This window comes from Pseudoalteromonas sp. SG43-8 (assembly GCF_014164245.1).
Taxonomy (GTDB): domain Bacteria; phylum Pseudomonadota; class Gammaproteobacteria; order Enterobacterales; family Alteromonadaceae; genus Pseudoalteromonas; species Pseudoalteromonas distincta.
Genome location: NZ_JACJEX010000006.1, coordinates 170,810 through 192,363, shown reverse-complemented (window position 1 = coordinate 192,363; position 21,554 = coordinate 170,810). Strand labels below are relative to the sequence as shown.

Here is a 21,554-nt window from a genome sequence, read left to right as displayed (position 1 = left end):
TAGTCGCACGGATTTAGGGCCTTTTACCGCAGTGTCTGCAAAACAAATGGCTGTTATGCTCATTTAACTGCGTTTTAATGGCCTTATTAGCTTCAAGTTTACTCAAGCCTAGCTTATGGCGTAGCTCTTCTAGGTGTACTTGTTGGGTGTCATTAAGTGTGCCATCTTGAATTGACTCGTGCACAGCGTCTTCAAAAAATTGGCGGCGTTTACGTATTTGTTCTGAAAAACTAGACGCCAGTAAACCGGTAGGTATTGCAACCATTCCCATGCTCAGTAGTGTAATAACCCCGCCGAAAAACTTACCCAATGGCGTTATAGGTACTACATCGCCATAACCAACGGTTGTTAGTGTTGCCATTGCCCACCACATAGCCGCAGGAATAGAGCCAAATTTATCGGGTTGTATGTCGTGCTCAATTAAGTAAATTCCGCATGAAGCTAAAATAAGCACGACGGCCATAATAAAAAAAGCAGCCATTAATGAACTACCTTCATCGTTAAAGGCTTTTAAAAGTAGCTGCATGGCGCGTGAGTAGCGAGTGAGTTTAAATACCCTTAATAATCTGAGTATGCGTAAAAAACGTAAATCGAGAGGAAATAAAAACATCATTAAGCTTGGCAAAATCGCTATTAAGTCGATTAACGCAAGTGGTGATAAAAAATACTTTAATCTGCGTTTACTGTTCGAGCCTTCCATTGCTGCATATCGTGTTTTATCTACGCAAGCCCAAAGCCTGGCTAAGTACTCAATAGCAAAAATAGCGACCGAGACAATTTCTAAAACTAAGAATTCGTTGTAATACTGCTCTGCCACACTTGGAATTGATTCAATAACAATGGCTACAACGTTAATCATTATTAAGCTAATGAGTGCAATATCAAGAATATGCCCTGAACGTTGATATTGACCTGTACCTTCAAACAGGCAAGCCATTTTTTGGCGTAAAGTTTGCGGTTCATTCATTATTTAAGTTTAAGTACCATGTTAATACTGCCTTCTTCAAAGTCGCGACTAATTTTAAAACCTAGCTTACGGGCAAGTTCAATCATCCCTGTATTCTCTGGTAAGGTTATGCCTTCAATCGACTCTACACCTTGGCGTTTGCAGTGATTAATTGCAGCGCTCATTAGTATACGACCAAGCCCTAAGCCTTGGCAGTCTGAGCGTACTACAATAGCAAACTCAGCATGTAGGTTATCGGGGTCCATAATGACGCGAGACACACCCAGTGTACGGGTTTTACCTTCAAAGCGTTGGCACACAATAAACGCCATTTCACGGTCGTAATCAATTTGCGTCATTTTAGCGAGTTGATCGTGGTTAAACTGTGGAAGCTCGCCAAAAAAGCGTTTATATCTGTCTTCTTTGTTAAGTGACTCGTCAAATACTTTATGAGCTTGTTCATCTTCCGGTTTTATCGGTCTGAGCGTAGCTTGAGTGTTGTTTTTAAGTGTTACCACTTCAACGAGTTCAATAGGGTAGGGACGAATAGATAAGCGCTTACGATTGCTCTGAGCTTGATAGCGGCTAAGTGTCATGGTGGCATCGAGCACTAAAAACTGCCCATTGCTGGCAAGTATAGGATTTAGTTCCATTGAGATTATATCGGGTTGATCAATAACTAACTGAGAAATACGCGTTAGCAGTGCACATAAACGATACTTATCAACCTTTTCTGGGAGTATGCGCTCCTTTAGTACGCCTTTATCGTGCGCTGCAGCAATTAAATACTTTGCTAAATTCATATTTAGTGGAGGCAGAGCAACGGCGGCTTGTGCATATTCAAGGCCAGTGCCTGCTTCACCTAATAATATAACTGGGCCAAAATTAGGCTCGGTTTTAATAGCAATTCGCAGCTCATTAGCGCCTGCTCGCGGCGCCATTTTTTGTAATGAAAACCCTTCAATAACAGCATCCGGATACGTATTTTTAATACGGATAAGCATCGCAAAAGCAGTTTGTTCAACTTCGTTGGCGTCGTTTAAATTAAGCACCACCCCACCTACCTCAGACTTTGAAGCAATACTTGGGCTAATAAGTTTCAGCGCGACTGGAAAACCAAGCTCTATGGCTTGCTCTTTGGCTTCTGTTGGGGTGTAAGCCACTTCAGTTTGAATGCATTTAATACCATAGTGGTTCAATACTTGGCTTGCCTGATGAGTAGGTAAGTAGCTTTGTCCATCATCTAAAAACTCATTAATAAGGGTTCTAGCTGCCACCTTATTTATTTTAGCGTCATCAGTATTCGACTCAGGTGTTTGCGTTAAATGCTTTTGGTTACGACGATACGTTACCAAGTGCATAAACGCGCCTACAGCCCCTTCGGGCGTACGATAAGTGGGTATTGCGTTGTTTGAGCACACTTTTCTGGCAGCGTAAGATGCGTCTTCACCCATAAAGTTAGTTATAACGTAAGGGCGTGCCATTTTAGGTAATGTTTGTAAGGTTTCTACAATAATGTTGGCGTAGTCTTCGCTGGGCGCAAGCGCTGAGGGAGTATGGATAATCAGTAAGTTTTTAACTTCTTTTGCGTGCAGTAAAATTTCTAATGCTTGCTTATAACGCGCAGGTGCTGAGTCGCCAAAAATATCCACAGGGTTTGAGGTGGTTTCTGATTGCGGAATTACTTTATTTAGTGCATTTCGGGTTTCAATGCTTAGTTCTGCTAATTTACCGGAGCTTTGAATTAGCTCATCAACGGCCATAACACCTGGGCCGCCACCATTAGTTAAAATTGTCAGTTGTTCTACTTTTAATAATTTTGGATGCATGGCGAGTGTTTGTGTCGCTGCAAATAGCTCTCGTAAATCATTTACACGCAGCATACCCGCTCGTTGAAATAACGCATCGTAAACAGCGTCAGAGCTTTGCTTTCCGCCGGTGTGAATTTCGGCTGCAAGTGCGCCTGCAGTTGTTTTACCTGTTTTAATCGCAATTACAGGTTTACTAAAGGCCGCGGCTCTTGCTGCTGATATAAAGCCACGAATATCTTCAATGTTATCTATGTAGAGTAAAATAGCTTTTGTTTTAGCATCACGACCTAAAAAGTCGAGTAGCTCATTGAAGTTTATATCAAGGCAATCGCCTACTGATACAAAATATGAAAAGCCAATTTCTTTGTTTTTAGCCCAATCTAAAATGGTTGAGCATACTGCTGCTGATTGCGATAAAAATGCTATTTTACCTGGGCTTGCCACGGTATGTGAAAAGCTCGCATTTAACCCAATATGAGGGATCAGCAAGCCTAAACAGTTGGGTCCAAGCAAAGTAACTTGTTTGGCTTGAGCGCATGCTTTAAGCGCGCTTTTTTGCTCCCCAGACAGCCCATCGGCAATAATAATAGCGGTTTTACAGCCAAGCTCTCCAAGCTGCTCAATAATATCAATTAAGGTGTTTTTGTTAGTACAAATAACAGCAAGGTCGGGTACTTTTGGTAAGTCAGCAATAGAGGGGTAAGCAAGTACGCCATGTACTGCGCTATGGCTTGGAGTAACAGGCATTATCGGCCCTTTAAAACCGCCCTGAAGTAAGTTGCGCATAACCACAAAACCAGCCCGAGTTGATATGTTAGAGGCGCCAATAACGGCCACTGAGCTTGGGTTAAAAAATTGGGTTATACGCTTAAGGCTCATGGTTTTTCCTAGGCTGATTAAATTTTGCGTTATTTATTGTCTCAATGTACCCTGTTTACTGTGTTATTTCGAGCGTCTCGATGCTTATTATTGATATCAATCAAGGAGATTATTGTGAATAAAAACCCCGGTTTTTACATTGTTATAGCGGCTATTTGTTTAAGTATAGGCTTAATTAGCTTAGGGTTTATTTTAAAAAGTACCGCTTTGAGTGTGAAAGGGATGGAACGTACTGTGCAGGTTAAGGGATTGGCCGAGCGAGAAGTAATAGCCGATACGGTAATTTGGCCTCTGCAATTTAGTGATGCCGACAATAACCTTGAAAAATTAGTAAGCCGGGTTGAGAAAAAAAATGATGCGGTAACTGCTTTTTTAAAACTCCATGGTTTTGACGACGATGAAATAACAATAGGTAGCCAGTCAGTTATTGATAAGCAAGCACGTGAATACAGTAATGAAAATCAACAATTTAGATACATAGTGCGCTCAAATATTATTGTTTATTCTGCTGCGCCAGATAAAGTGCAAAACGCGCTGAGTAAAGTAAGCCAGCTTGCTAAACAAGATATCGCAATAGTGCAAGATAGCTACGAAACAAAAGTTGAATACATCTTTACTGGCCTCAATGATGTAAAGCCTGCGATGGTGCAAGAAGCAACTGAAAAAGCGCGTGAAGTCGCTAATAAATTTGCTAAAGACTCTAATTCAAAATTAGGCAAAATAAAAACAGCTCGCCAAGGGCAATTTAGTATCAGTAATCGAGATTCAAACACACCGCAAATAAAAAATATAAGAGTGGTAACCAGTGTTGAATATTATTTAAATGACTAGGAAATAATATGTCAGAGTCTAAATATGGTCAGTTTGTACTGGCGCCCCGTTCGTATTTTTTCACTGCTATAGCGAGCGTAGTATTTGCGTTTATAGGCTTTAGTTATAATGCATGGCGGATGGAGGCAAGTGAAGATAACAATAATACACGCATTGCTAGCTTTCAAATTTTACAAGAACTAGCCGAGCTTATTGTATTTGCGGCACATTACGATAATAACAAAATAGATGGCAGCCCTAGAAAAGGCTGGGTTAAAGTTAACTTAATTCATGACTTAAGCTACTTAGCCGTTGATAAAGTACATTTAAAAACAAAAGACTTACAAAAGGTCTGGCAAACAAATTGGCCAAATATGGTTGATCACGAAAGTGCTGCGCAATCTATTACACATGCCATAGACAGTGTGCGTACAGAAGTTGTGAGTGAATTAAAGCGCCTTGATTAAGTGAGCAACTTGCGCCGTTGAGCGTTGCAAGTAAGCGGCGCTCAGTAAAATTGTGGTCTCGTTAACTTTTTGCCCTTTTATTACGTTGGCAAGCTGTTGTTTTGCGTTAGGGTTTTGTTTTTGCTCTATTTCCATTAATGCTAACAAAGCTGAAAATTCATGCTTTACCGGTGTGCTAGGTTTATTTGCATAGGCTATGTAGCAGGCAACCGGTGTTAAGCCATGAGAGTTGGGCTGCGCCAGCGCTTTAGCTAACTCATCATTTGATTCAAACAACATCAAAGAGCGCACATAGTTAAATGGCAGCTTTGTAGCATCGGCATGCTTAAACACATTGTGCAGTACGTTATTTCCTTGTGTATCTTGTACTAAAAAGCCTTTATTTACTTTCAGCGCAGGGGTAAAAAAGCTCAATGCGTCAATATTAGTGAGTTGATTAATAAATGGAGAAGGCGCTGTGTTAGAGCTTAATATCCGCGTTGCTATGTTTTGCATAAAGTCATACTTAACACTCAACCGTTGGGCGCTGTCATATAAATGGTTAAGCTGCAAAGTTTGCTGAGCAGGGCTTAACTGCTTAAAGTCGTTATCGAGCTCATTTAACTGTTGCTTTGAAATACGCGCATTAAGTAGTTGTATGCTTAAATCCATTATTATTTCCAAAATTCTTTTTTACTACTATAAAACAAAAAAGGCCGCAAATGCGACCTTTCATATTTAAAGCAATTGTTTAAATTGGTTTTAAGCTTTTTTGCTTGCTACCCATTCATTAACAAAGTTCTCTAGTACATTTAGTGGTACAGGACCATTTTTAAGTACTACGTCGTGGAACTGGCGAATATCAAACTTATCACCCAGTTGCTTTTTAGCGTCTTCACGAAGCTCTAAAATCTTAAGCATACCCACTTTATAAGCCGTTGCTTGTGAAGGCATTACAATGTGACGCTCAACCATTTTAACACCGTCAGATGTTGCATTAGGCGTGTTATTTACGTAGTAATCAATACCTTCTTGACGAGTCCACTTCATCGCGTGAATACCCGTATCAACCACTAGACGACATGCGCGCCATAGCTCCATTGAAAGACGACCAAAATCTGAGTAAGGGTCTGAGTACATGCCCATTTCTTTAGGAATGAACTCTGAGTATAAACCCCAACCTTCAATATACGCTGTGTAACCACCAAATTTACGGAACTTAGGAACGCCTTCTAGTTCTTGCGAAATAGCGATTTGCATGTGGTGACCCGGAATACCTTCGTGGTAAGCAAGTGCTTCCATTTGATATGTTGGCATAGCTTCCATGTCATAAAGGTTAGCGTAGTAAATGCCTGGGCGTGAACCATCTGGAGCTGGCTGTTGGTAAAATGCCTTGCCCGCAGCTTTTTCACGGAATGCTTCAACTGCTTTTACTTTTAAATCAGCTTTTGGTTTAACAATGAATAACTCATCTAAGCGTGTTTTCATTGTATCAATAAGTCCAGTGGCTTCATCAAGGTAGCGTTGCTTACCTTGTGCATCATTAGGGTAGTAAAATTGTTTGTCAGTTTTCATAAACTGCATAAACGCTTTTAAGTCGCCTTTAAAGCCTACTTTATCTTTAATTTCACGCATTTCATCATGAATACGTGTCACTTCAGATAAACCAATTGCATGAATTTCTTTAGCCGTTAAATCTGTTGTTGTAGTGCGCTTAAGTGCGTTGTTATAAAACGCTTCGCCATCTGGTAATTTCCATGCGCCATCGCGATCATCAGCACGTTTCTCAAGCTGCGCTAGGTAATTAATTAGCTTAGAGTAAGATGGTTTAACAGCCGATTTTAATGCATCTGATGCATCGCTGATTAACGAGTCTTTTTCGCCTTGGCTAATTTCAAGCGCTGTTACTTTTCGTTTAAAGTCAGCAAGCAATGTAGAATCAGCGCCTTTTTCAAACGGTGCACCGTGAATAATGTTTTTGCTTGAATCAATAACATGCGGGAATACAAATTTAGGGGCTATGATGCCTTTTTCTGCACGTACAGTTAAATCAACGATAAGCTGATCAATAACACCAGTTACACCATTTAGGCGTGAAATGTAGTCTTTAGCTTCTTTTACATTACTAATTGAGTGCTGATTAATTAAAAACGCAGGGATCATAGAATGCGTACCAAACATTTGGTTCACAGGGTAATTATGGTAGCGCCATTTAAAGTCAGCAATTGAGCTTTCAAGATCCTGTTTTTTTAAGTCGTAGCTAACTTTTGTTGCATCATCTAATAGATCACGATTAATTGCTTTTAATGCAACTAGGTCAGCTTTTGTTTGTGCTAAATCTTTAAGCTTTCTTTCTTCGCTGCCATCGTCCCATTTATCGTAATCTTGCTTAATCCCCATGTATGTTTGATATACAGGGCTGCTCATTACATCGCGGTTAAATGTATCTTCAAAAAATGCATTGGCTTTGTCTATTTCACTTTGTTGTGATTGAACTGCTTGTGCAATAGGGGCTGAAGTAGATTGTTGTGTTGTTTGCTGGCAACCAGCAAGTAGTGCAACGCTTACTGCGGCCGCAATAAAAGTGAGTTTACGCATTGTTTTCCCTTTTGTTGTTAGAAACCCATTAGGGTGATTTATATTTATTAGTTTTATATTGTTGTGCAGTGCCTTAGCGCTACACAAACAATTCTAGCAGGTCATTTAAAAAGCGATGACCTTTTAAGGTTACCTGCCAATGGCTGTCTGTTTGAGTCAATAAACCTTTATTTATTGCTTGGTTTAATGCACTTTGCTGACTTTGCAGCGGCAGTGTTGTTAGTTTATTAAAGTCATTAATTGGGCAAGGCTCAACAAGGCGAAAGCGATTCATAAAAAATTCAAACGCTAAATCGTCTTGCTCTACATGCCAGCTTTTATACATATACGGTTTAATTAAATCCATATAGCCGCGTGGATGTTTAACCTTTTCGGTACGCGTTATAAGCCCTGTATTTGCATCAGTAACCTTACCATGTGCGCCGCAGCCAATACCGAGATAATCGCCAAAACGCCAATAATTTAAGTTATGTTGGCATTGATAGCCCGGTTTTGCATAGCCCGATATTTCGTATTGCACGTAACCTGCTTGCGCGAGTAACTCAACCCCTTGCTCTTGAATGTCCCACAGTGTTTCATCTTGTGGCAAGGTGGGGGGTTTTGAAGCAAACTGAGTATTGGGTTCAATAGTTAGTTGATACCAAGATATATGCGGTGGATCGAGCGCTATTATTTGTTTTAAATCACTCAGTGCATCATCAAGTGTTTGCCCAGGTAAGCCATGCATTAAATCAAGGTTAAAGCTATTTAAACCGGCTTCCTTAGCTTGTTGCGCTGCATAGTTTGCCTCGTCGCTGCCATGAATCCGACCAAGTGCTTTTAACTTGTCGTTTTGCATGCTTTGCACGCCAATAGAAATACGGTTAATGCCTGCTTTTACGTAATCTTTAAAGCGACCTGTTTCTACTGTACCAGGGTTGGCTTCAAGGGTTATTTCGCAGTGTTCTTCAAGCCCAATTAGGTTGTCGACTTCATTTAATAAACGGGTATAAGCTGCACCAGTTAATAGGCTCGGAGTGCCGCCACCAATAAAAATGCTATGAATTTTACGTCCTTGCACTAAGTGCAAATCTGCTTTTAAGTCATCAATTAAGTGTTGAACATATTCAGCTTCAGGTATTTCACCTTTTTGTCCGTGGCTATTAAAATCGCAGTACGGGCATTTTTGTACGCACCAAGGCACGTGCACATATAAGCTCAGTGGTGGAAGGTTCACAGGCCGCCTTTTTGCTGTAGTTCTAGTAATAATTTTTGCAGCGCTTGTCCGCGATGACTCACTGCATTTTTTTGCTCTTTTGTAAGCTCAGCACTCGTACAATTTTTCTCTGCTACAAAAAACACAGGATCGTAACCAAATCCACCATTGCCATTTTGAGTGAGCGTAATTTCGCCCTCCCAACTAGCACTACAAATAAGCGGAGTAGGGTCGTCTGCGTGGCGCATTAACACCAGTACACACCAAAAGCGTGCACTGCGAATAGGGTTATCACCTAAATCTACAAGTAACTTATCAATGTTATCTTGATCGCTGGCACCTGGGCCTGCAAAACGGGCTGAGTAAACACCGGGCGCGCCATTTAAGCCATCAACTTCTAAACCTGAGTCATCGGCAATAGCAGGCATACCAGTAATTTTAGCGGCATGGCGCGCTTTAATAATGGCATTTTCAACAAAGGTAGTGCCGGTTTCGGCAACTTCACCTACGTTAAAATCGCTCTGTGGAACTACATTAATATTCAGAGAGCTTAGCATGTTAGCTAGCTCTTTTACTTTGCCAGGGTTACCTGTAGCAAGTACTAAAGTTTTGGTCATGTTATTAATCTACGTAAAATTTTTGCTGAAACTGTAATTTTTGAAATTGATTATTTTGTTGTATCTCAATCTCAAAGCGTAAAATCTCTTCGTTGGTGTAATCAACTTGGGCAAGGTAATAAATTGACTCACCTTCTTTTACTTCTTTAAAAGTAAGTGTTTGTTTGTTGCCAAGTAGGTTTTTAGCTGTGCCTGTAAGCTTTGCCGTTTGTGCTGTTTTATCGGCATCATTTTTTAATATAGAAATGTTTACAACCCCTTTGTAGCCACTGCGCTCAAGGTTGTATGCTTTTGCTATTTTTGGCTGAATAAAAGTAGAAGGAAAGGCGATGTAATGGACTTGCCAAGGGCCAAGCTCCTTGTATTGTGCGCCCTGCATTTCTTCGCTTTGCGCGTTAAATGCAAATGCTAAACAAGCAATAAAACAAAACTTAATTAAACGGTTCATTATGTATTCCTCAAAACATATAAAAAAGAGGCCTTTGGGCCTCTAATTAAAAAATCCATATTAGACTAAAAAATCCATAAGCAGCATTTGCAAAAACTGAATACCAATAATAAGCACTAAAACTGATAAATCTAAGCCACCCATTGATGGCAATATTTTACGAATTGGTTTTAGCATTGGTTCAGTAAGCTGGTGGAAAACCGCTTCTATAGGGTTATAGCCTTGGCTAACCCAACTTAAAATAGCGCGAATAATAAGTACCCAAAATACTAAATTAAGGCCTTCTTTTAGTACCGTTATAAGTGCTTGAATAAGCACAGGCTGTATTGCCCACGCATTATATATAACAAGCATTAAAGTACTAATTTTGGCTACAGCCACTATAAATGCCAGCAACAGAGATGCTAGATCAAGTCCGCCAAACCCCGGAATGATTTTACGCAGTGGTTTTACCGCAAACGAAGTGGCTTTAACCACAAACTGGCTCATTGGATTGTAAAAGTCGGCTTTTGCCCACTGCAGCCAAAAGCGCAGTAATACCACCATTAAAAACAAATCAAACAGGGTACTGATTAAAAATTGCATGGCATTCATAGTGTAACCTTCAATAAAAAGTGGTTTTAAAGTTCTTTTTCCATTTGCATCGCACGCGCAATACACGCATCCATTGCATCGCCAACGGTTTTAGTTAAGCCTTCATCTTTTAAGTGCTCAACAGCTGCGTGAGTAGTGCCGCCTTTAGATGTTACGTTTGAACGTAGTTGCGAAATACTAATATCAGGCTGGCTAAGTGCCATTTCGGCAGCGCCAAGGGCTGTTTGTTGTACCAGGCGACGAGCGTCTTCATCGTTAAAGCCCAGCGCTTTAGCTTTTTCTTCTATGGCTTCCATAAATAAGAAAAAGTAAGCAGGTGATGAGCCGGTTACAGCAATAATATCGTTAATTTGTGACTCTTTTTCCACCCATACAACAATGCCCGTACATTCAAAAACTTGTTGTACAAATTCGTGTTCGCTTTGTGTTTCGCCCGCACCATATAAACCTGATACTCCGCGACCTAATAAAGATGGCGTGTTTGGCATGCAGCGTACCATTTTAACGTCTTGGCCTAGCATTTCACGCAAACGTTTTACAGTTAAGCCCGCAGCAACAGAAATAAACAGTTTATCGCTAAAGTCTACGCCTGACTCTTGAAACGATTTACATAAATCGCCCATCATTTGTGGTTTAACAGACAAAACAATTACATCAGCATCGCGCAGGGCTTCGTTATTGTCACTGGTGGTTTGCACCTTGAAATCAAATGCTACCTTTTCAAGCTTTTCTTGGTTGCGGTTAGTCGCAATTATGTTACTTGCGTTAAAGCCGTTTTTTACCATGCCACCAATAATGGCGTAGCTCATATTACCTGTGCCTATAAATGCGATTTTTTTATCTGACATAAATCTGTTATCACCTTTTAAGTTCGTGTTCCAAAAATGTCTGTGCCGATCCTTACCATGGTTGAGCCTGCGCTAATGGCAGCTTCAACATCGTTACTCATACCCATCGACAAAGTATCTACTTGAGGATATTGGGTCTTTAGTTTATCAAAGCAAGTTTGTAATTGCTCAAAAGATTGAATTTGCGTATCCAGATCGTTGCTTTTAGCGGGAATTGCCATTAAACCTCGAAGTGTTAAGTGCTCACATTGGTTAATAAAATTGGCAAGTTCATCTATTTCATCACGGCGGCAACCTGACTTTGCTTCCTCATTACTTATATTTACTTGAATAAGTATATTAAGAGGTGGTTTATCGTCTGGGCGCTGGGAATCTAATCGCTTTGCTATTTTTATGCGATCAACACTTTGCACCCAATCAAAGTTAGCAGCTACTAATGCACTTTTATTTGATTGAATAGGGCCAATGAAATGCCAAATGATGTCGCTATATGACTGTAGTTGAGCTATTTTATCTATAGCCTCTTGAACATAAGATTCACCAAATTCGCGCTGACCATGCTCATAAGCTGCAATAATATCTTCGCTTGGTTTAGTTTTAGACACTGCTAGTAGAGTAACTTCGTTAGTGTTTCGCTGTGTGTTTTTTGCCGCGTCTGCAATTCTAGCGTAGGCGGATGTGAGTCGTTCTGCTATTGTAACCATATATTTATCAGTTAGTTGTGGAGTCATAAATGGATATTACCGAATTATTAGCGTTTAGTGTGCAACACAAAGCATCCGATTTACATTTATCGTCGGGTGTTTCACCTATGATACGCGTAGACGGTGATGTTCGCCGCATTAATATACCAGCCCTTGCAGACAAAGACGTAAACAGTCTGGTTTACGATATTATGAACGATAATCAACGCAAGGACTACGAACAAAACCTCGAAGTGGATTTTTCGTTTGAAGTGCCTAATTTAGCGCGTTTTCGTGTGAATGCGTTTAACTCTAATCGCGGGCCTGCTGCGGTATTTCGTACCATACCAAGTGAAGTGTTAACGCTTGATGATTTAGGTGCGCCAGATATTTTTAAAACAATCTCTGATACCCCACGTGGACTCGTGTTAGTAACAGGGCCAACGGGTTCTGGTAAATCAACAACACTTGCCGCTATGGTCGATTATATAAATCAAAATAAACATCACCATATTCTAACAATAGAAGATCCAATCGAGTTTGTTCACGATAATAAATTAAGTTTAATTAACCAACGTGAAGTTCACCGCGATACACATAGCTTTTCAAACGCGCTACGTAGTGCATTGCGTGAAGACCCTGATGTAATACTTGTGGGTGAGTTACGAGATTTAGAAACAATTCGTCTTGCAATGACCGCTGCCGAAACGGGTCACTTAGTGTTTGGCACGCTACATACAACATCTGCACCAAAAACTATTGACCGTATTATTGATGTATTCCCAGGTGAAGAAAAAGCTATGGTGCGCTCAATGTTATCTGAATCTTTACGTGCGGTAATTTCACAAACGCTGCTTAAAAAAATTGGTGGTGGGCGAGTTGCAGCACACGAAATTATGATTGCAGTTCCTGCTATTCGTAACTTAATTCGTGAAGATAAAATTGCACAAATGTATTCGTCTATTCAAACCGGTGCGTCTGTGGGCATGCAAACAATGGATCAGTGTTTAACTAATTTAGTTAATCACGGTATTGTTACAAATGCGGCAGCGAAAGAAAAAGCGCAAGACAAAACACAATTTGGTGGGTAAGAAATTATTATGGCTTTATCTTTAAACGACTTTTTAATCATAATGATTGAGAAAAAGGGTTCTGACCTATTTGTATCGAGTCAGTTACCTGTAAGTGCAAAAATAAACGGCGAGCTAATAGCTCTCAGTGACGATAGACTGACTGATGAGCAATCGCTTGAGTTAGTAGAATCTGCAATGAGCGAAAAGCAAAAAGCAGAGTTTCATACAACGAAAGAATGTAACTTTGCGATTGCTACCGACGAAGGGCGTTTTCGTATTTCTGCTTTTTGGCAGCGCGATAGAGCAGGTATGGTTATTCGCCGTATTGTGACGCAAATTCCTGATGTGAGTGATTTAGGTCTGCCGTCTACACTGACAGATGTAATTATGTCTAAACGCGGTCTTGTCTTGTTTGTAGGTGGTACAGGTACGGGTAAATCGACCTCACTAGCTGCACTTATTGGTTATCGAAACCGTAATCAACGAGGTCATATACTGACCATTGAAGATCCGATTGAATTTGTTCATGAGCATCGTAAAAGTATTATTACTCAGCGCGAAGTAGGGCTTGATACAGAAAGCTTTGAGTCGGCACTTAAAAGCTCATTACGCCAAGCTCCAGATGTTATTTTGATTGGTGAAATTCGATCGCAAGAAACCATGGAATACGCCCTAAGCTTTGCTGAAACCGGACACCTATGTGTTGCAACACTACATGCTAATAATGCGAACCAAGCGATTGACCGTATTATGCATTTAGTACCAAAAGAAAAACACGATAAGCTTAAGTACGACTTAGCACTTAACTTACGCGCCATTGTTGCTCAGCAATTAGTACCGACTGCTGATGGTGAAAGCCGTGTTGCAGCTATTGAAATATTGCTTAACTCACCAATGGTCGCTGAACTGATAAAAAATGGTGATATTGGCGGAATTAAAGAGGCAATGGCTAAGTCGAAAGAAATGGGCATGCAAACCTTTGACCAAGCGTTATTTGAGTTGTACAGACAGCAGCGAATTAACTACGCTGATGCACTGCACCATGCTGACTCGCCAAATGATTTACGCTTAATGATAAAACTGCGCAATAACGAACAACAAGGTGCGGGCTTTTTACAGGGCGTTACTATTGATGGCCTTGATGATAAAAATAGCGATCAATAATTTAAAAGTAATCAATAAAAAAGCGCCAATTGGCGCTTTTTTTATTTGTATAAAGGGTTGTTTATATAGCCAGTTTATTCACCGTAACTAGATTCAAAAAAGCTTTCTAAAATAATAACCGCAGACATATTATCTACGTTACCTTTACCTAAGTTTTTATAGCCGCCACTTTCAAAAAGTCGCGCTTTAGCGTCCGCTGTTGTTAAACGCTCATCCTGTGTTTGCACAGGAATGCCATAATAATTATGCAATCTGTTGGCAAACTTTTTTGCTTTAAAGGTAACCTCTTGTGATGTTCCATCCATATTTAGTGGTAAACCAACAACCATTAAGTCAGGCTGCCACTCGGCTACTTGTACGGCGATATGGTCCCAATTAGGAATACCATCTTGTGCTTTTACAGCCTTAAGGCTAGACGCACTGCCGGTTAACTCTTGCCCAATAGCAATACCAATACTTTTGGTGCCAAAGTCAAAGCCCATTACAGTGCGTTCGCCTTGCGGCTTAAGCGATTTTTTTGTCATGTGTATCTTGTTTAAGTTTGCTAAGGGTTAGTTACTATTATGCGTGACCAGCTTCAGGGCTGAGTTGGCTAATATCAAAGCCCAACATTGAAACTGCTTTTTCCCATCGTTTTTCAACGGGGGTATCAAAAATGATCTTCGGATCGGCTTCTATGATCAACCAGCTGTTATCAAGTAACTCTTGTTCGAGTTGTCCTTGCTCCCACCCTGAATAACCAAGTGTAATAATAAACTGCTCTGGTGCTTGTGCAGTGGTTAAGTTTGCTAGAACGTCTTTTGAGGTAGTGATCATAATATCGCTACTGAGTTTTTGACTTGCTGAATAACCCGATTGGGGAGAGTGCAGTACAAAACCACGGTCAGTTTTAACGGGTCCACCTGCAAACACACTTACTTTTGCTGCGTTTTGCGTTTTGTCGTTATCAATTTCTATTTTATCTAAAAGTTCGCCAACAGTAACATCAATAGGTTGGTTTATTACCAAGCCCATAGCCCCATCTTCATTGTGCTCACAAATATAGGTAACAGCACGTTTAAAAAAAGGGTCTTGCATTGACGGCATCGCGATTAAAAAATGATTTTCTAATGACTGCATAGATTTCACCCTTTTTAGTTAATGAACTTTGAGTATGGCATAGTTATTTAAATTGACATAAAAAGCCCATTAATTGCATGAAAGGCTTAAACTAATGGGCTTTTTATTGTGGTAATTACTTACCTAATTTACGCTCAATTGCATCAAATAAAATACCTGTGATAGAAATATCATAAGCAGCTTCAATTTCGCGTACGCACGTTGGTGCAGTTACGTTAATTTCAGTTAATTTATCGCCAATAATATCTAAACCTACAAATATTAAGCCTTTTTCTTTGAGCGTTGGTGCAACAGCTTGCGCTATTTTTAAATCTGATTCGCTAAGTGGACGGGCTTCACCTCGACCGCCTGCAGCCAAATTACCGCGTGTTTCACCATTTTGTGGTATACGCGCTAAACAATATGGAATAACTTCGCCATCAACTACTAGTACGCGCTTATCGCCTTGTTTGATCTCTGGAATGTAATTTTGCACCATTGCGAAGCGGCTGCCGTGCTCGGTTAACGTTTCACAAATTACACCAATGTTGGCATCGTCTTCTCTGATGCGAAAAATCGATGCGCCACCCATGCCATCAAGCGGCTTTAAAATAATGTCTTTATGCTGTGCTAAAAATTCACGAATTTGTTTTTGGCTACGTGTAACAAGTGTGTCAGGCGTATGCTCGCTAAACCATGCTGTAAACAGCTTTTCGTTAGCATCGCGAAGGCTTTGTGGCTTGTTAATTATTAACGTACCTTCTTGTTCAGCACGCTCTAAAATATACGTCGCGTAAATGTATTCAGTATCAAAAGGAGGGTCTTTACGCATTAAAATTACGTCAAGATCGGCAAGGGCTATAGTGGCTTTTTCTTCAAGCTCATACCATTTTTCTGCATTATTAAACACTTGCGCTTTAGACGCTGTAGCGTACGACTTGCCTTTACGAAGAGATAAATCGTCCATCTCCATATAATAAATTTCGTAGCCACGTTCTTGCGCTTGCATCATCATTGCAAAACCGGTGTCTTTTTTGATGTTAAATCCACTAATAGGATCTGAAATAATACCTAACTTAATTGCCATGCGCTGTGCCTTACTATAAATGTTACTGTTTATATGAGGGTGCTTTTAGTTATTTCAATTAGCTAAATCGCCAAATTGAAGTTGTAATGCACTTAAGACCGTTAAAGCGGCTGTTTCCGTTCGTAAAACGCGCGGGCCTAAGCGAATATCTACAAATTCTAGTTGTTTGGTTAGTGCCATTTCATCGTCGGTAAAGCCACCTTCTGGGCCTACTAAAAAGCGTACGCCATCTTTAGGTACCGTAATGGTTTTAATGCTGTGCTCAGCACGAGGGTGAAGAGTGAGCTTAATTGCATCGGTTTGTTGTGCAAGCCATTGTTTTAAATCTATAGGTGGGTGAATAATTGGCACAAAATTACGCCCTGACTGCTCAGCCGCTGCAATTGCAATTTTTTGCCATTGTTGGTGTTTTTTCTCAAGACGATCGCCCATTAGTTTCACCCCACAGCGCTGACTAAAAATAGGGGTGATTTCGGTAATACCTAGTTCAACTGACTTTTGAATTGTAAAATCCATTTTATCACCACGGGATACACACTGACCTAAATGAATTTTAAGTGGAGATTCTACATCGTGAGGGTTAAGTTCTAATGGCATTACGACGACTGTTTTTTTTGTTACCTCAATTATTTCACTAAGGTATTCGCCACCTTCGCCATTAAAAATAGATACATGCTCGCCTACTTTCATGCGCAGTACTCTGCCAATATGCCCTGCAGCATCGTCATCTAAAGTTACAGGGGTGTTTAGGGCAATACTCGATGTTTGATAAATATGAGGAACTCGCATAGGGCGTCACTTACTACATAGCGTAAAAATATATATTGCTATGGTAAGTAAGCTGGGGGCTGTGCGCAATTATTTATTTTTATTAAGTTGTTCGGCGAGATCTATTAAATCTTGTGGGGTGTGCGCTATATCGTGATAATTTTGCGAAGGTTCCGTTAACGTCTCATCGGTAACCCGGCTGAGTGTATAGCCTGTATCATCAAGATTTATTAAAAAGCGTTGTTTATGCAAGGAGTTATAAATAAAGCGCTGCTTATCACTTGCGAGTAAATAATCGGTGCTATTGAAAAGGACTCCGTGTAAATCGTGATGATCTTTTAAATAATTAATTAACTCAGAAACGCTTATTTCGTTTTCAAGATCGCAATAACTATAGTCTTTAATAAGCTCGTCAAACATCATTTTTACCAATTGGCGGGTATTACTCCCTGCAGCAATAAGTGTACTCGCTTTTGTTATGCCATTACTATTTACATAGTATTCGGCAAATGCGCGGCTAAATTCGTTGTCTATGTCAATTAACAAATAGTTCGTTATTTCAGGCGGCATAGAGCTAGGACCTTGTTGCATCTAAGTAATTACCATTATTACTTAAATGCAGACGTTTTAATTGCTGTATTTTCAGTAAAAAAGGTCTAAAGAGAAAACATACTAATAAGTAAATAACCAATAGCACAAAAAACAGCAAATTCTATGCATGCTACCCCAATATTATCTTGATGGTCTATTTCAAGAGCCGTATCAATATTTGGTAAAGAGATAACTTTTATCACATACGTTAAGCCGTAAAGTAGTATCCACATTACACCGCAATGCATTACAAGTGTAAATATGTTTTCAACCATTTTACCGTTTTGAAATGCTGCGCTAGATAAACCAGCATATACAGCCAACGCTAAGCCAATTGATTTTCCAGCATATCTTATACCAATAGATGTATTTTCTAGGTTAAAGTTACTTTGTAGTGACGCACCTTGGTTTGCTTTTGCAAAACGGTGTTCTCGTATTTTGCTATCAAGTGCAAACATCCCCTGAAGTGTAAAAAAGCTAACGCAAGCAATAAGTAAGTTGCTAAACCCTTGGGTGTGCGTCCACGTGTACAAGCCCAGAGCAATAATACAGTTAGCGATTAACATTCCTGAGTCTACCAATGCAGCACATACATTTTGTTTTAGTATGGCAGCTTCTTCATTAAATCTGTGGAGTATCCATTTTCTGTGAATTAAATGGCCCACTTTTATAAAAGTGAATAAGAGAACAATAATAATTAACACTTTTAACGGGTTTGACTGTGCAGTGCTTACGCTTATTTCGTCAAATAAAAAGGCTATAGTGGCTATAACAACCGATATTTCAGATGCAAAACTAATACCCATGGCAAAGTTGTCGTGTTGCGCTAACTCATCTTTAAGCGCTTGTTTTGCTTTGATTTGAGTGACAACTCGTAAACAAAAAATAGTTATGCAAATAACCGCAAAACTAATGGCAATCGCAATAAAACTAGTGTTAGATAAAGACAAATATGACATGGTGATCCTAATTAAGTTAACCTTTCTAGGTTTTAATCATTCTAGTACGGTTATTGATGATATAAAAGAGAGGATTGATGAGTAACGTAAAGCAACTTCCTATTCAATTACAAAAACTTGGCTTGATGCGCTTTGAACAGTTATACCCGCAGCAAAGTAAACAAAGTGAAGTTGTAAGGTTATTAGCATTAAGCGACTTTGCTTGGCGCAGTTTAGAGTCACAACCTGATTTAAATACCTGGCTATTATGCAAAGACGAAATACAAAATAGAGTAATAGATTCTCCTTTTAAAAACCTGAATTTAGCTGACCTTGATGAAGCACAGTGCCATAAAGTACTTCGTCAATATCGTGAAAAGTACTGGCTTAAAGTCGCCTTTTTAGATTTATGCTGTAATAACCCCATTGCCGATAGTATTAATTATATAAGCCAACTGGCTGACATGCTAATTAATAGCGCCAACCAATGGGCGCATGCACAGGTGGCAAAAGTAAATGGTGAACCGCTTGATGAGCAAAACCAAGCAATGCCGCTAATGGTATTGGGGATGGGGAAGCTTGGCGGACAGGAGCTAAATTATTCCTCTGATATTGATCTTATTTTTGCGTATCCACGCAGCACAAAAACCCAAGGTGGCCGCAGAAGCCTTGAGGCCCAAGTATTTTATACCAAAGTTGCACAAAAACTGATTGCAGCACTTAACCAAGCCACCGGTGATGGGCAAGTATTTAGAGTAGACATGCGGTTGCGTCCGTTTGGCGAAAGCGGCCCTTTGGTTATGAGCTTTAATGCCATTGAAGATTACTACCAAGAACAAGGGCGCGACTGGGAACGCTACGCCATGTTAAAAGGGCGCTTAATTGGCACTCCTAATAAGTATTGGGATGAATTTATTAAGCTTTTAAAGCCGTTTGTTTACCGCCGGTATATAGATTTTTCGGTGATTGAATCCTTGCGTAAAATGAAGTTAATGATTGCACAAGAGGTTCGCCGTAAACGCTTAACTAATAATATAAAACTAGGCGCTGGTGGTATTCGTGAAGTTGAATTTATAGTGCAAGCCCTGCAAATGGTAAGAGGTGGGCGAGAGGCTAATTTACAAACCCAATCTTTACTCAAAGCATTAAATGAGTTGGCACTTAACCAAGTTATAGATGAGCAAGAAGCAAGCGAGCTGAGGCGCAATTACCTTTATTTACGTAAAGTTGAGCAGTACCTTCAAATATTTGACGATCAGCAAACGCAAACACTCCCCGATGATGAATTGAATCAGCAACGCTTAAATTTATTATTAGAACAAGCTGATTTTTCTGCCACTTTAAACACTATAGAAAAGGTGATGAAACAAGTTAACGGTGAGTTTGCACTTGTGATTGGCGAGGAAACCGTGCCACTTGATACCTGTGAAGGCGCATTTATTAGTGCTTGGGATCATGGTGATGTGAGCTTTTTAAAAGAGGCCAGAGATGAATGGCAAGCACCCCTTAACGATTTTAAATTAAGGCTGTCTAAGGTAAATATAGGTAACCGAGGGCGTGACACTCTTGATAAGTTAATGCCTGTTTTACTAAATCAATTAAATGACTTTAATGCCAGTGCAGCAGCTTTCACAATGGTTTGCCAAATTTTTAATAAGATAATTTCGCGTACTGCCTATTTAGAATTGCTTTACGAAAACCAAGGTGCATTAAAGCAACTTGTTTTACTGTGTTGTCATAGCAAATGGATAGGGGAGCATATTTCTCGCTACCCCATATTACTTGATGAACTAATAGACCCCGCAGTTCTTTATAAGCCGACCCCGCTCACAGCGTATAAAGATGAAATAAGACAGTATTTTTTACGAATAGAGCATGACGATTTAGAACTGCAAATGGAGTCGCTTAGGCAATTTAAGCAAACTCATCAATTACGAATTGCTGCCGCCGATGCAACCGGTGTTCTTGACGTAATGAAAGTAAGCGATCATTTAACCGTACTGGCAGAGGCGATTGTTGACCAAGCCGTTAATATTGCATGGCATAACACTGTTAAGCGCTTTGGGATGCCCCCTGGCACAGATGATGAGAATAAAGGTTTTGCTGTTATTGCATATGGTAAAACAGGTGGTTTAGAAGTCGGGTACGACTCAGATCTAGATTTGGTGTTTGTGCATAATCATGATGGCTCAAGCCTAACTAATGGTGAAAAACCGATAGATTCTCGTCAGTTTTATTTAAAGCTCGCTCAGCGCTTAATGCATTTATTTAATACCCGTACTGCATCGGGCATTTTATACGAGCTTGATACGCGATTACGTCCTGAAGGAGCCTCTGGTTTATTGGCTATCAATTTAGAGAGCTTTAATCACTATCAGCAAACTCAAGCATGGACGTGGGAGCATCAAGCACTTGTTCGGGCTCGATTAATTTTAGGTCAAAACGATCTGATAGATCGTTTTTCACAAATTCGTAAAAATATACTTTGCCAGCAGCGCGATGATACCGTGCTAAAAGCTGATGTAATAAAAATGCGCGAAAAAATGCGCGACCATCTAGCGAAGGGAAATATTGATCAATTTGATTTAAAACAAGATGTTGGTGGCATGGCTGATATTGAGTTTATTACGCAATATTTAGTACTTAAACACGCAAACGAGTTTGAACAGCTTACAGTTTACTCAGACAACGTAAGAATATTAACGGATGCGGCAAATATAGGTTGTATTACTAAAGAGCAAAAGCAGCAGTTGATAAAAGCGTATATTGATTACCGCTCGTGTTATCACGTATTGAGCTTGGCGCAAATAGGCAAACCGATCACACGACAAACGATTTTACTAGATATTACTAACGTCACTAATCATTAGAATCGTATTTTTGAATTGATTTGACTTGTATTGTATTGAATTGACTAGAACTTCATTGAATTGAATTGAAAAACCCAAGCGCTTGCTTGG

21 protein-coding genes are annotated in these 21,554 nt (G+C 39.9%); 5 read left to right on the top strand and 16 right to left on the bottom strand.

What is annotated here, in order from left to right; all coding sequences use genetic code 11:
• Positions 1 to 13: 13 nt before the first annotated feature.
• Both H5122_RS13305 and H5122_RS13300 read right to left on the bottom strand, forming a co-directional pair.
• Entirely contained in the window at positions 14 to 967 is a 954-nt protein-coding gene (locus H5122_RS13305; protein WP_182682842.1) for an ion transporter, read from the bottom strand.
• Complete coding sequence (locus H5122_RS13300) at positions 967 to 3,636, bottom strand: bifunctional acetate--CoA ligase family protein/GNAT family N-acetyltransferase (RefSeq protein WP_182682841.1); 2,670 nt, start codon at positions 3,634 to 3,636, stop codon at positions 967 to 969. Before H5122_RS13300 ends, H5122_RS13305 begins: the two co-directional genes overlap by 1 nt.
• 114 nt (positions 3,637 to 3,750) lie before the next feature.
• Here H5122_RS13300 and H5122_RS13295 point away from each other — a divergent pair, with 114 nt between their 5' ends.
• Together H5122_RS13295 and H5122_RS13290 are read left to right on the top strand one after the other, a co-directional pair.
• Entirely contained in the window at positions 3,751 to 4,467 is a 717-nt protein-coding gene (locus tag H5122_RS13295; RefSeq protein WP_182671393.1) for an SIMPL domain-containing protein, read from the top strand.
• Positions 4,468 to 4,475: 8 nt separating this feature from the next.
• The gene (locus H5122_RS13290) at positions 4,476 to 4,913 is read left to right on the top strand and encodes a hypothetical protein (protein WP_182682840.1); all 438 of its coding nucleotides are present in this window, start codon (positions 4,476 to 4,478) and stop codon (positions 4,911 to 4,913) included.
• Here H5122_RS13290 and H5122_RS13285 read toward each other — a convergent pair.
• The 8 genes from H5122_RS13285 to H5122_RS13250 form a co-directional block, all read right to left on the bottom strand.
• On the bottom strand, positions 4,896 to 5,564 hold the full coding sequence (locus H5122_RS13285) for a hypothetical protein (RefSeq protein WP_002962577.1): 669 nt from the start codon (positions 5,562 to 5,564) through the stop codon (positions 4,896 to 4,898). The genes H5122_RS13290 and H5122_RS13285 overlap by 18 nt on opposite strands.
• 90 nt (positions 5,565 to 5,654) lie before the next feature.
• A complete protein-coding gene (locus tag H5122_RS13280; protein WP_182682839.1) occupies positions 5,655 to 7,490 on the bottom strand; it encodes a DUF885 family protein in 1,836 nt (611 codons plus the stop codon).
• A gap of 79 nt (positions 7,491 to 7,569) precedes the next feature.
• On the bottom strand, positions 7,570 to 8,706 hold the full coding sequence (gene hemW, locus H5122_RS13275) for a radical SAM family heme chaperone HemW (protein WP_002962575.1): 1,137 nt from the start codon (positions 8,704 to 8,706) through the stop codon (positions 7,570 to 7,572).
• The gene (locus tag H5122_RS13270) at positions 8,703 to 9,302 is read right to left on the bottom strand and encodes an XTP/dITP diphosphatase (protein WP_002962573.1); all 600 of its coding nucleotides are present in this window, start codon (positions 9,300 to 9,302) and stop codon (positions 8,703 to 8,705) included. The genes hemW and H5122_RS13270 overlap by 4 nt, the downstream gene beginning before the upstream one ends.
• A 4-nt stretch (positions 9,303 to 9,306) precedes the next feature.
• The gene (locus H5122_RS13265) at positions 9,307 to 9,750 is read right to left on the bottom strand and encodes a DUF4426 domain-containing protein (RefSeq protein WP_165723835.1); all 444 of its coding nucleotides are present in this window, start codon (positions 9,748 to 9,750) and stop codon (positions 9,307 to 9,309) included.
• 60 nt (positions 9,751 to 9,810) lie between these two features.
• Complete coding sequence (locus tag H5122_RS13260; protein WP_002962568.1) at positions 9,811 to 10,344, bottom strand: YggT family protein; 534 nt, start codon at positions 10,342 to 10,344, stop codon at positions 9,811 to 9,813.
• A gap of 26 nt (positions 10,345 to 10,370) precedes the next feature.
• On the bottom strand, positions 10,371 to 11,192 hold the full coding sequence (gene proC / locus H5122_RS13255; protein ID WP_169044305.1) for a pyrroline-5-carboxylate reductase: 822 nt from the start codon (positions 11,190 to 11,192) through the stop codon (positions 10,371 to 10,373).
• A gap of 17 nt (positions 11,193 to 11,209) precedes the next feature.
• Positions 11,210 to 11,923, bottom strand: coding sequence for a YggS family pyridoxal phosphate-dependent enzyme (locus H5122_RS13250; RefSeq protein WP_182682838.1), 714 nt, complete (start codon positions 11,921 to 11,923; stop codon positions 11,210 to 11,212).
• A 2-nt stretch (positions 11,924 to 11,925) separates the two neighbouring features.
• On the opposite strand from H5122_RS13250, the gene H5122_RS13245 reads away from it, so the two are divergent.
• Both H5122_RS13245 and H5122_RS13240 read left to right on the top strand, forming a co-directional pair.
• Entirely contained in the window at positions 11,926 to 12,966 is a 1,041-nt protein-coding gene (locus H5122_RS13245) for a type IV pilus twitching motility protein PilT (RefSeq protein ID WP_039488318.1), read from the top strand.
• A gap of 9 nt (positions 12,967 to 12,975) precedes the next feature.
• Positions 12,976 to 14,112 carry a PilT/PilU family type 4a pilus ATPase gene (locus tag H5122_RS13240; RefSeq protein ID WP_182682837.1) on the top strand — a complete coding sequence of 379 codons (1,137 nt, stop codon included), beginning with the start codon at positions 12,976 to 12,978 and terminating at the stop codon, positions 14,110 to 14,112.
• Positions 14,113 to 14,186: 74 nt separating this feature from the next.
• On the opposite strand, the gene ruvX is transcribed toward H5122_RS13240, so the two are convergent.
• From ruvX to H5122_RS13210, 6 genes are all read right to left on the bottom strand, one after another.
• A complete protein-coding gene (gene ruvX, locus H5122_RS13235; RefSeq protein WP_182682836.1) occupies positions 14,187 to 14,636 on the bottom strand; it encodes a Holliday junction resolvase RuvX in 450 nt (149 codons plus the stop codon).
• A gap of 37 nt (positions 14,637 to 14,673) precedes the next feature.
• Positions 14,674 to 15,231, bottom strand: a complete 558-nt coding sequence (locus H5122_RS13230; RefSeq protein WP_002961948.1) for a YqgE/AlgH family protein — start codon at positions 15,229 to 15,231, stop codon at positions 14,674 to 14,676.
• Positions 15,232 to 15,346: 115 nt separating this feature from the next.
• Positions 15,347 to 16,297, bottom strand: a complete 951-nt coding sequence (gene gshB, locus H5122_RS13225; RefSeq protein WP_154903711.1) for a glutathione synthase — start codon at positions 16,295 to 16,297, stop codon at positions 15,347 to 15,349.
• 54 nt (positions 16,298 to 16,351) lie between these two features.
• On the bottom strand, positions 16,352 to 17,086 hold the full coding sequence (rsmE, locus tag H5122_RS13220; protein ID WP_002961950.1) for a 16S rRNA (uracil(1498)-N(3))-methyltransferase: 735 nt from the start codon (positions 17,084 to 17,086) through the stop codon (positions 16,352 to 16,354).
• Positions 17,087 to 17,155: 69 nt separating this feature from the next.
• Positions 17,156 to 17,656 (bottom strand): hypothetical protein, encoded by a 501-nt coding sequence (locus tag H5122_RS13215; protein WP_182682835.1) that lies wholly within the window; start codon positions 17,654 to 17,656, stop codon positions 17,156 to 17,158.
• Between the two features lie 65 nt (positions 17,657 to 17,721).
• Positions 17,722 to 18,615 (bottom strand): hypothetical protein, encoded by an 894-nt coding sequence (locus H5122_RS13210; protein ID WP_002961952.1) that lies wholly within the window; start codon positions 18,613 to 18,615, stop codon positions 17,722 to 17,724.
• Between the two features lie 77 nt (positions 18,616 to 18,692).
• On the opposite strand from H5122_RS13210, the gene glnE reads away from it, so the two are divergent.
• Positions 18,693 to 21,464 (top strand): bifunctional [glutamate--ammonia ligase]-adenylyl-L-tyrosine phosphorylase/[glutamate--ammonia-ligase] adenylyltransferase, encoded by a 2,772-nt coding sequence (glnE, locus tag H5122_RS13205; protein ID WP_182712996.1) that lies wholly within the window; start codon positions 18,693 to 18,695, stop codon positions 21,462 to 21,464.
• Positions 21,465 to 21,554: the final 90 nt, after the last annotated feature.

Coding starts and splice junctions, on each gene's coding strand:
- H5122_RS13305 (WP_182682842.1), bottom strand. CDS start 967: ATGAATGAACCGCAAACTTTACGCCAAAAAATGGCTTGCCTGTTTGAA.
- H5122_RS13300 (WP_182682841.1), bottom strand. CDS start 3,636: ATGAGCCTTAAGCGTATAACCCAATTTTTTAACCCAAGCTCAGTGGCC.
- H5122_RS13290 (WP_182682840.1), top strand. CDS start 4,476: ATGTCAGAGTCTAAATATGGTCAGTTTGTACTGGCGCCCCGTTCGTAT.
- H5122_RS13285 (WP_002962577.1), bottom strand. CDS start 5,564: ATGGATTTAAGCATACAACTACTTAATGCGCGTATTTCAAAGCAACAG.
- H5122_RS13280 (WP_182682839.1), bottom strand. CDS start 7,490: ATGCGTAAACTCACTTTTATTGCGGCCGCAGTAAGCGTTGCACTACTT.
- H5122_RS13270 (WP_002962573.1), bottom strand. CDS start 9,302: ATGACCAAAACTTTAGTACTTGCTACAGGTAACCCTGGCAAAGTAAAA.
- H5122_RS13265 (WP_165723835.1), bottom strand. CDS start 9,750: ATGAACCGTTTAATTAAGTTTTGTTTTATTGCTTGTTTAGCATTTGCA.
- H5122_RS13260 (WP_002962568.1), bottom strand. CDS start 10,344: ATGAATGCCATGCAATTTTTAATCAGTACCCTGTTTGATTTGTTTTTA.
- proC (WP_169044305.1), bottom strand. CDS start 11,192: ATGTCAGATAAAAAAATCGCATTTATAGGCACAGGTAATATGAGCTAC.
- H5122_RS13250 (WP_182682838.1), bottom strand. CDS start 11,923: ATGACTCCACAACTAACTGATAAATATATGGTTACAATAGCAGAACGA.
- H5122_RS13245 (WP_039488318.1), top strand. CDS start 11,926: ATGGATATTACCGAATTATTAGCGTTTAGTGTGCAACACAAAGCATCC.
- H5122_RS13240 (WP_182682837.1), top strand. CDS start 12,976: ATGGCTTTATCTTTAAACGACTTTTTAATCATAATGATTGAGAAAAAG.
- ruvX (WP_182682836.1), bottom strand. CDS start 14,636: ATGACAAAAAAATCGCTTAAGCCGCAAGGCGAACGCACTGTAATGGGC.
- H5122_RS13230 (WP_002961948.1), bottom strand. CDS start 15,231: ATGCAGTCATTAGAAAATCATTTTTTAATCGCGATGCCGTCAATGCAA.
- gshB (WP_154903711.1), bottom strand. CDS start 16,297: ATGGCAATTAAGTTAGGTATTATTTCAGATCCTATTAGTGGATTTAAC.
- rsmE (WP_002961950.1), bottom strand. CDS start 17,086: ATGCGAGTTCCTCATATTTATCAAACATCGAGTATTGCCCTAAACACC.
- H5122_RS13215 (WP_182682835.1), bottom strand. CDS start 17,656: ATGCAACAAGGTCCTAGCTCTATGCCGCCTGAAATAACGAACTATTTG.
- H5122_RS13210 (WP_002961952.1), bottom strand. CDS start 18,615: ATGTCATATTTGTCTTTATCTAACACTAGTTTTATTGCGATTGCCATT.
- glnE (WP_182712996.1), top strand. CDS start 18,693: ATGAGTAACGTAAAGCAACTTCCTATTCAATTACAAAAACTTGGCTTG.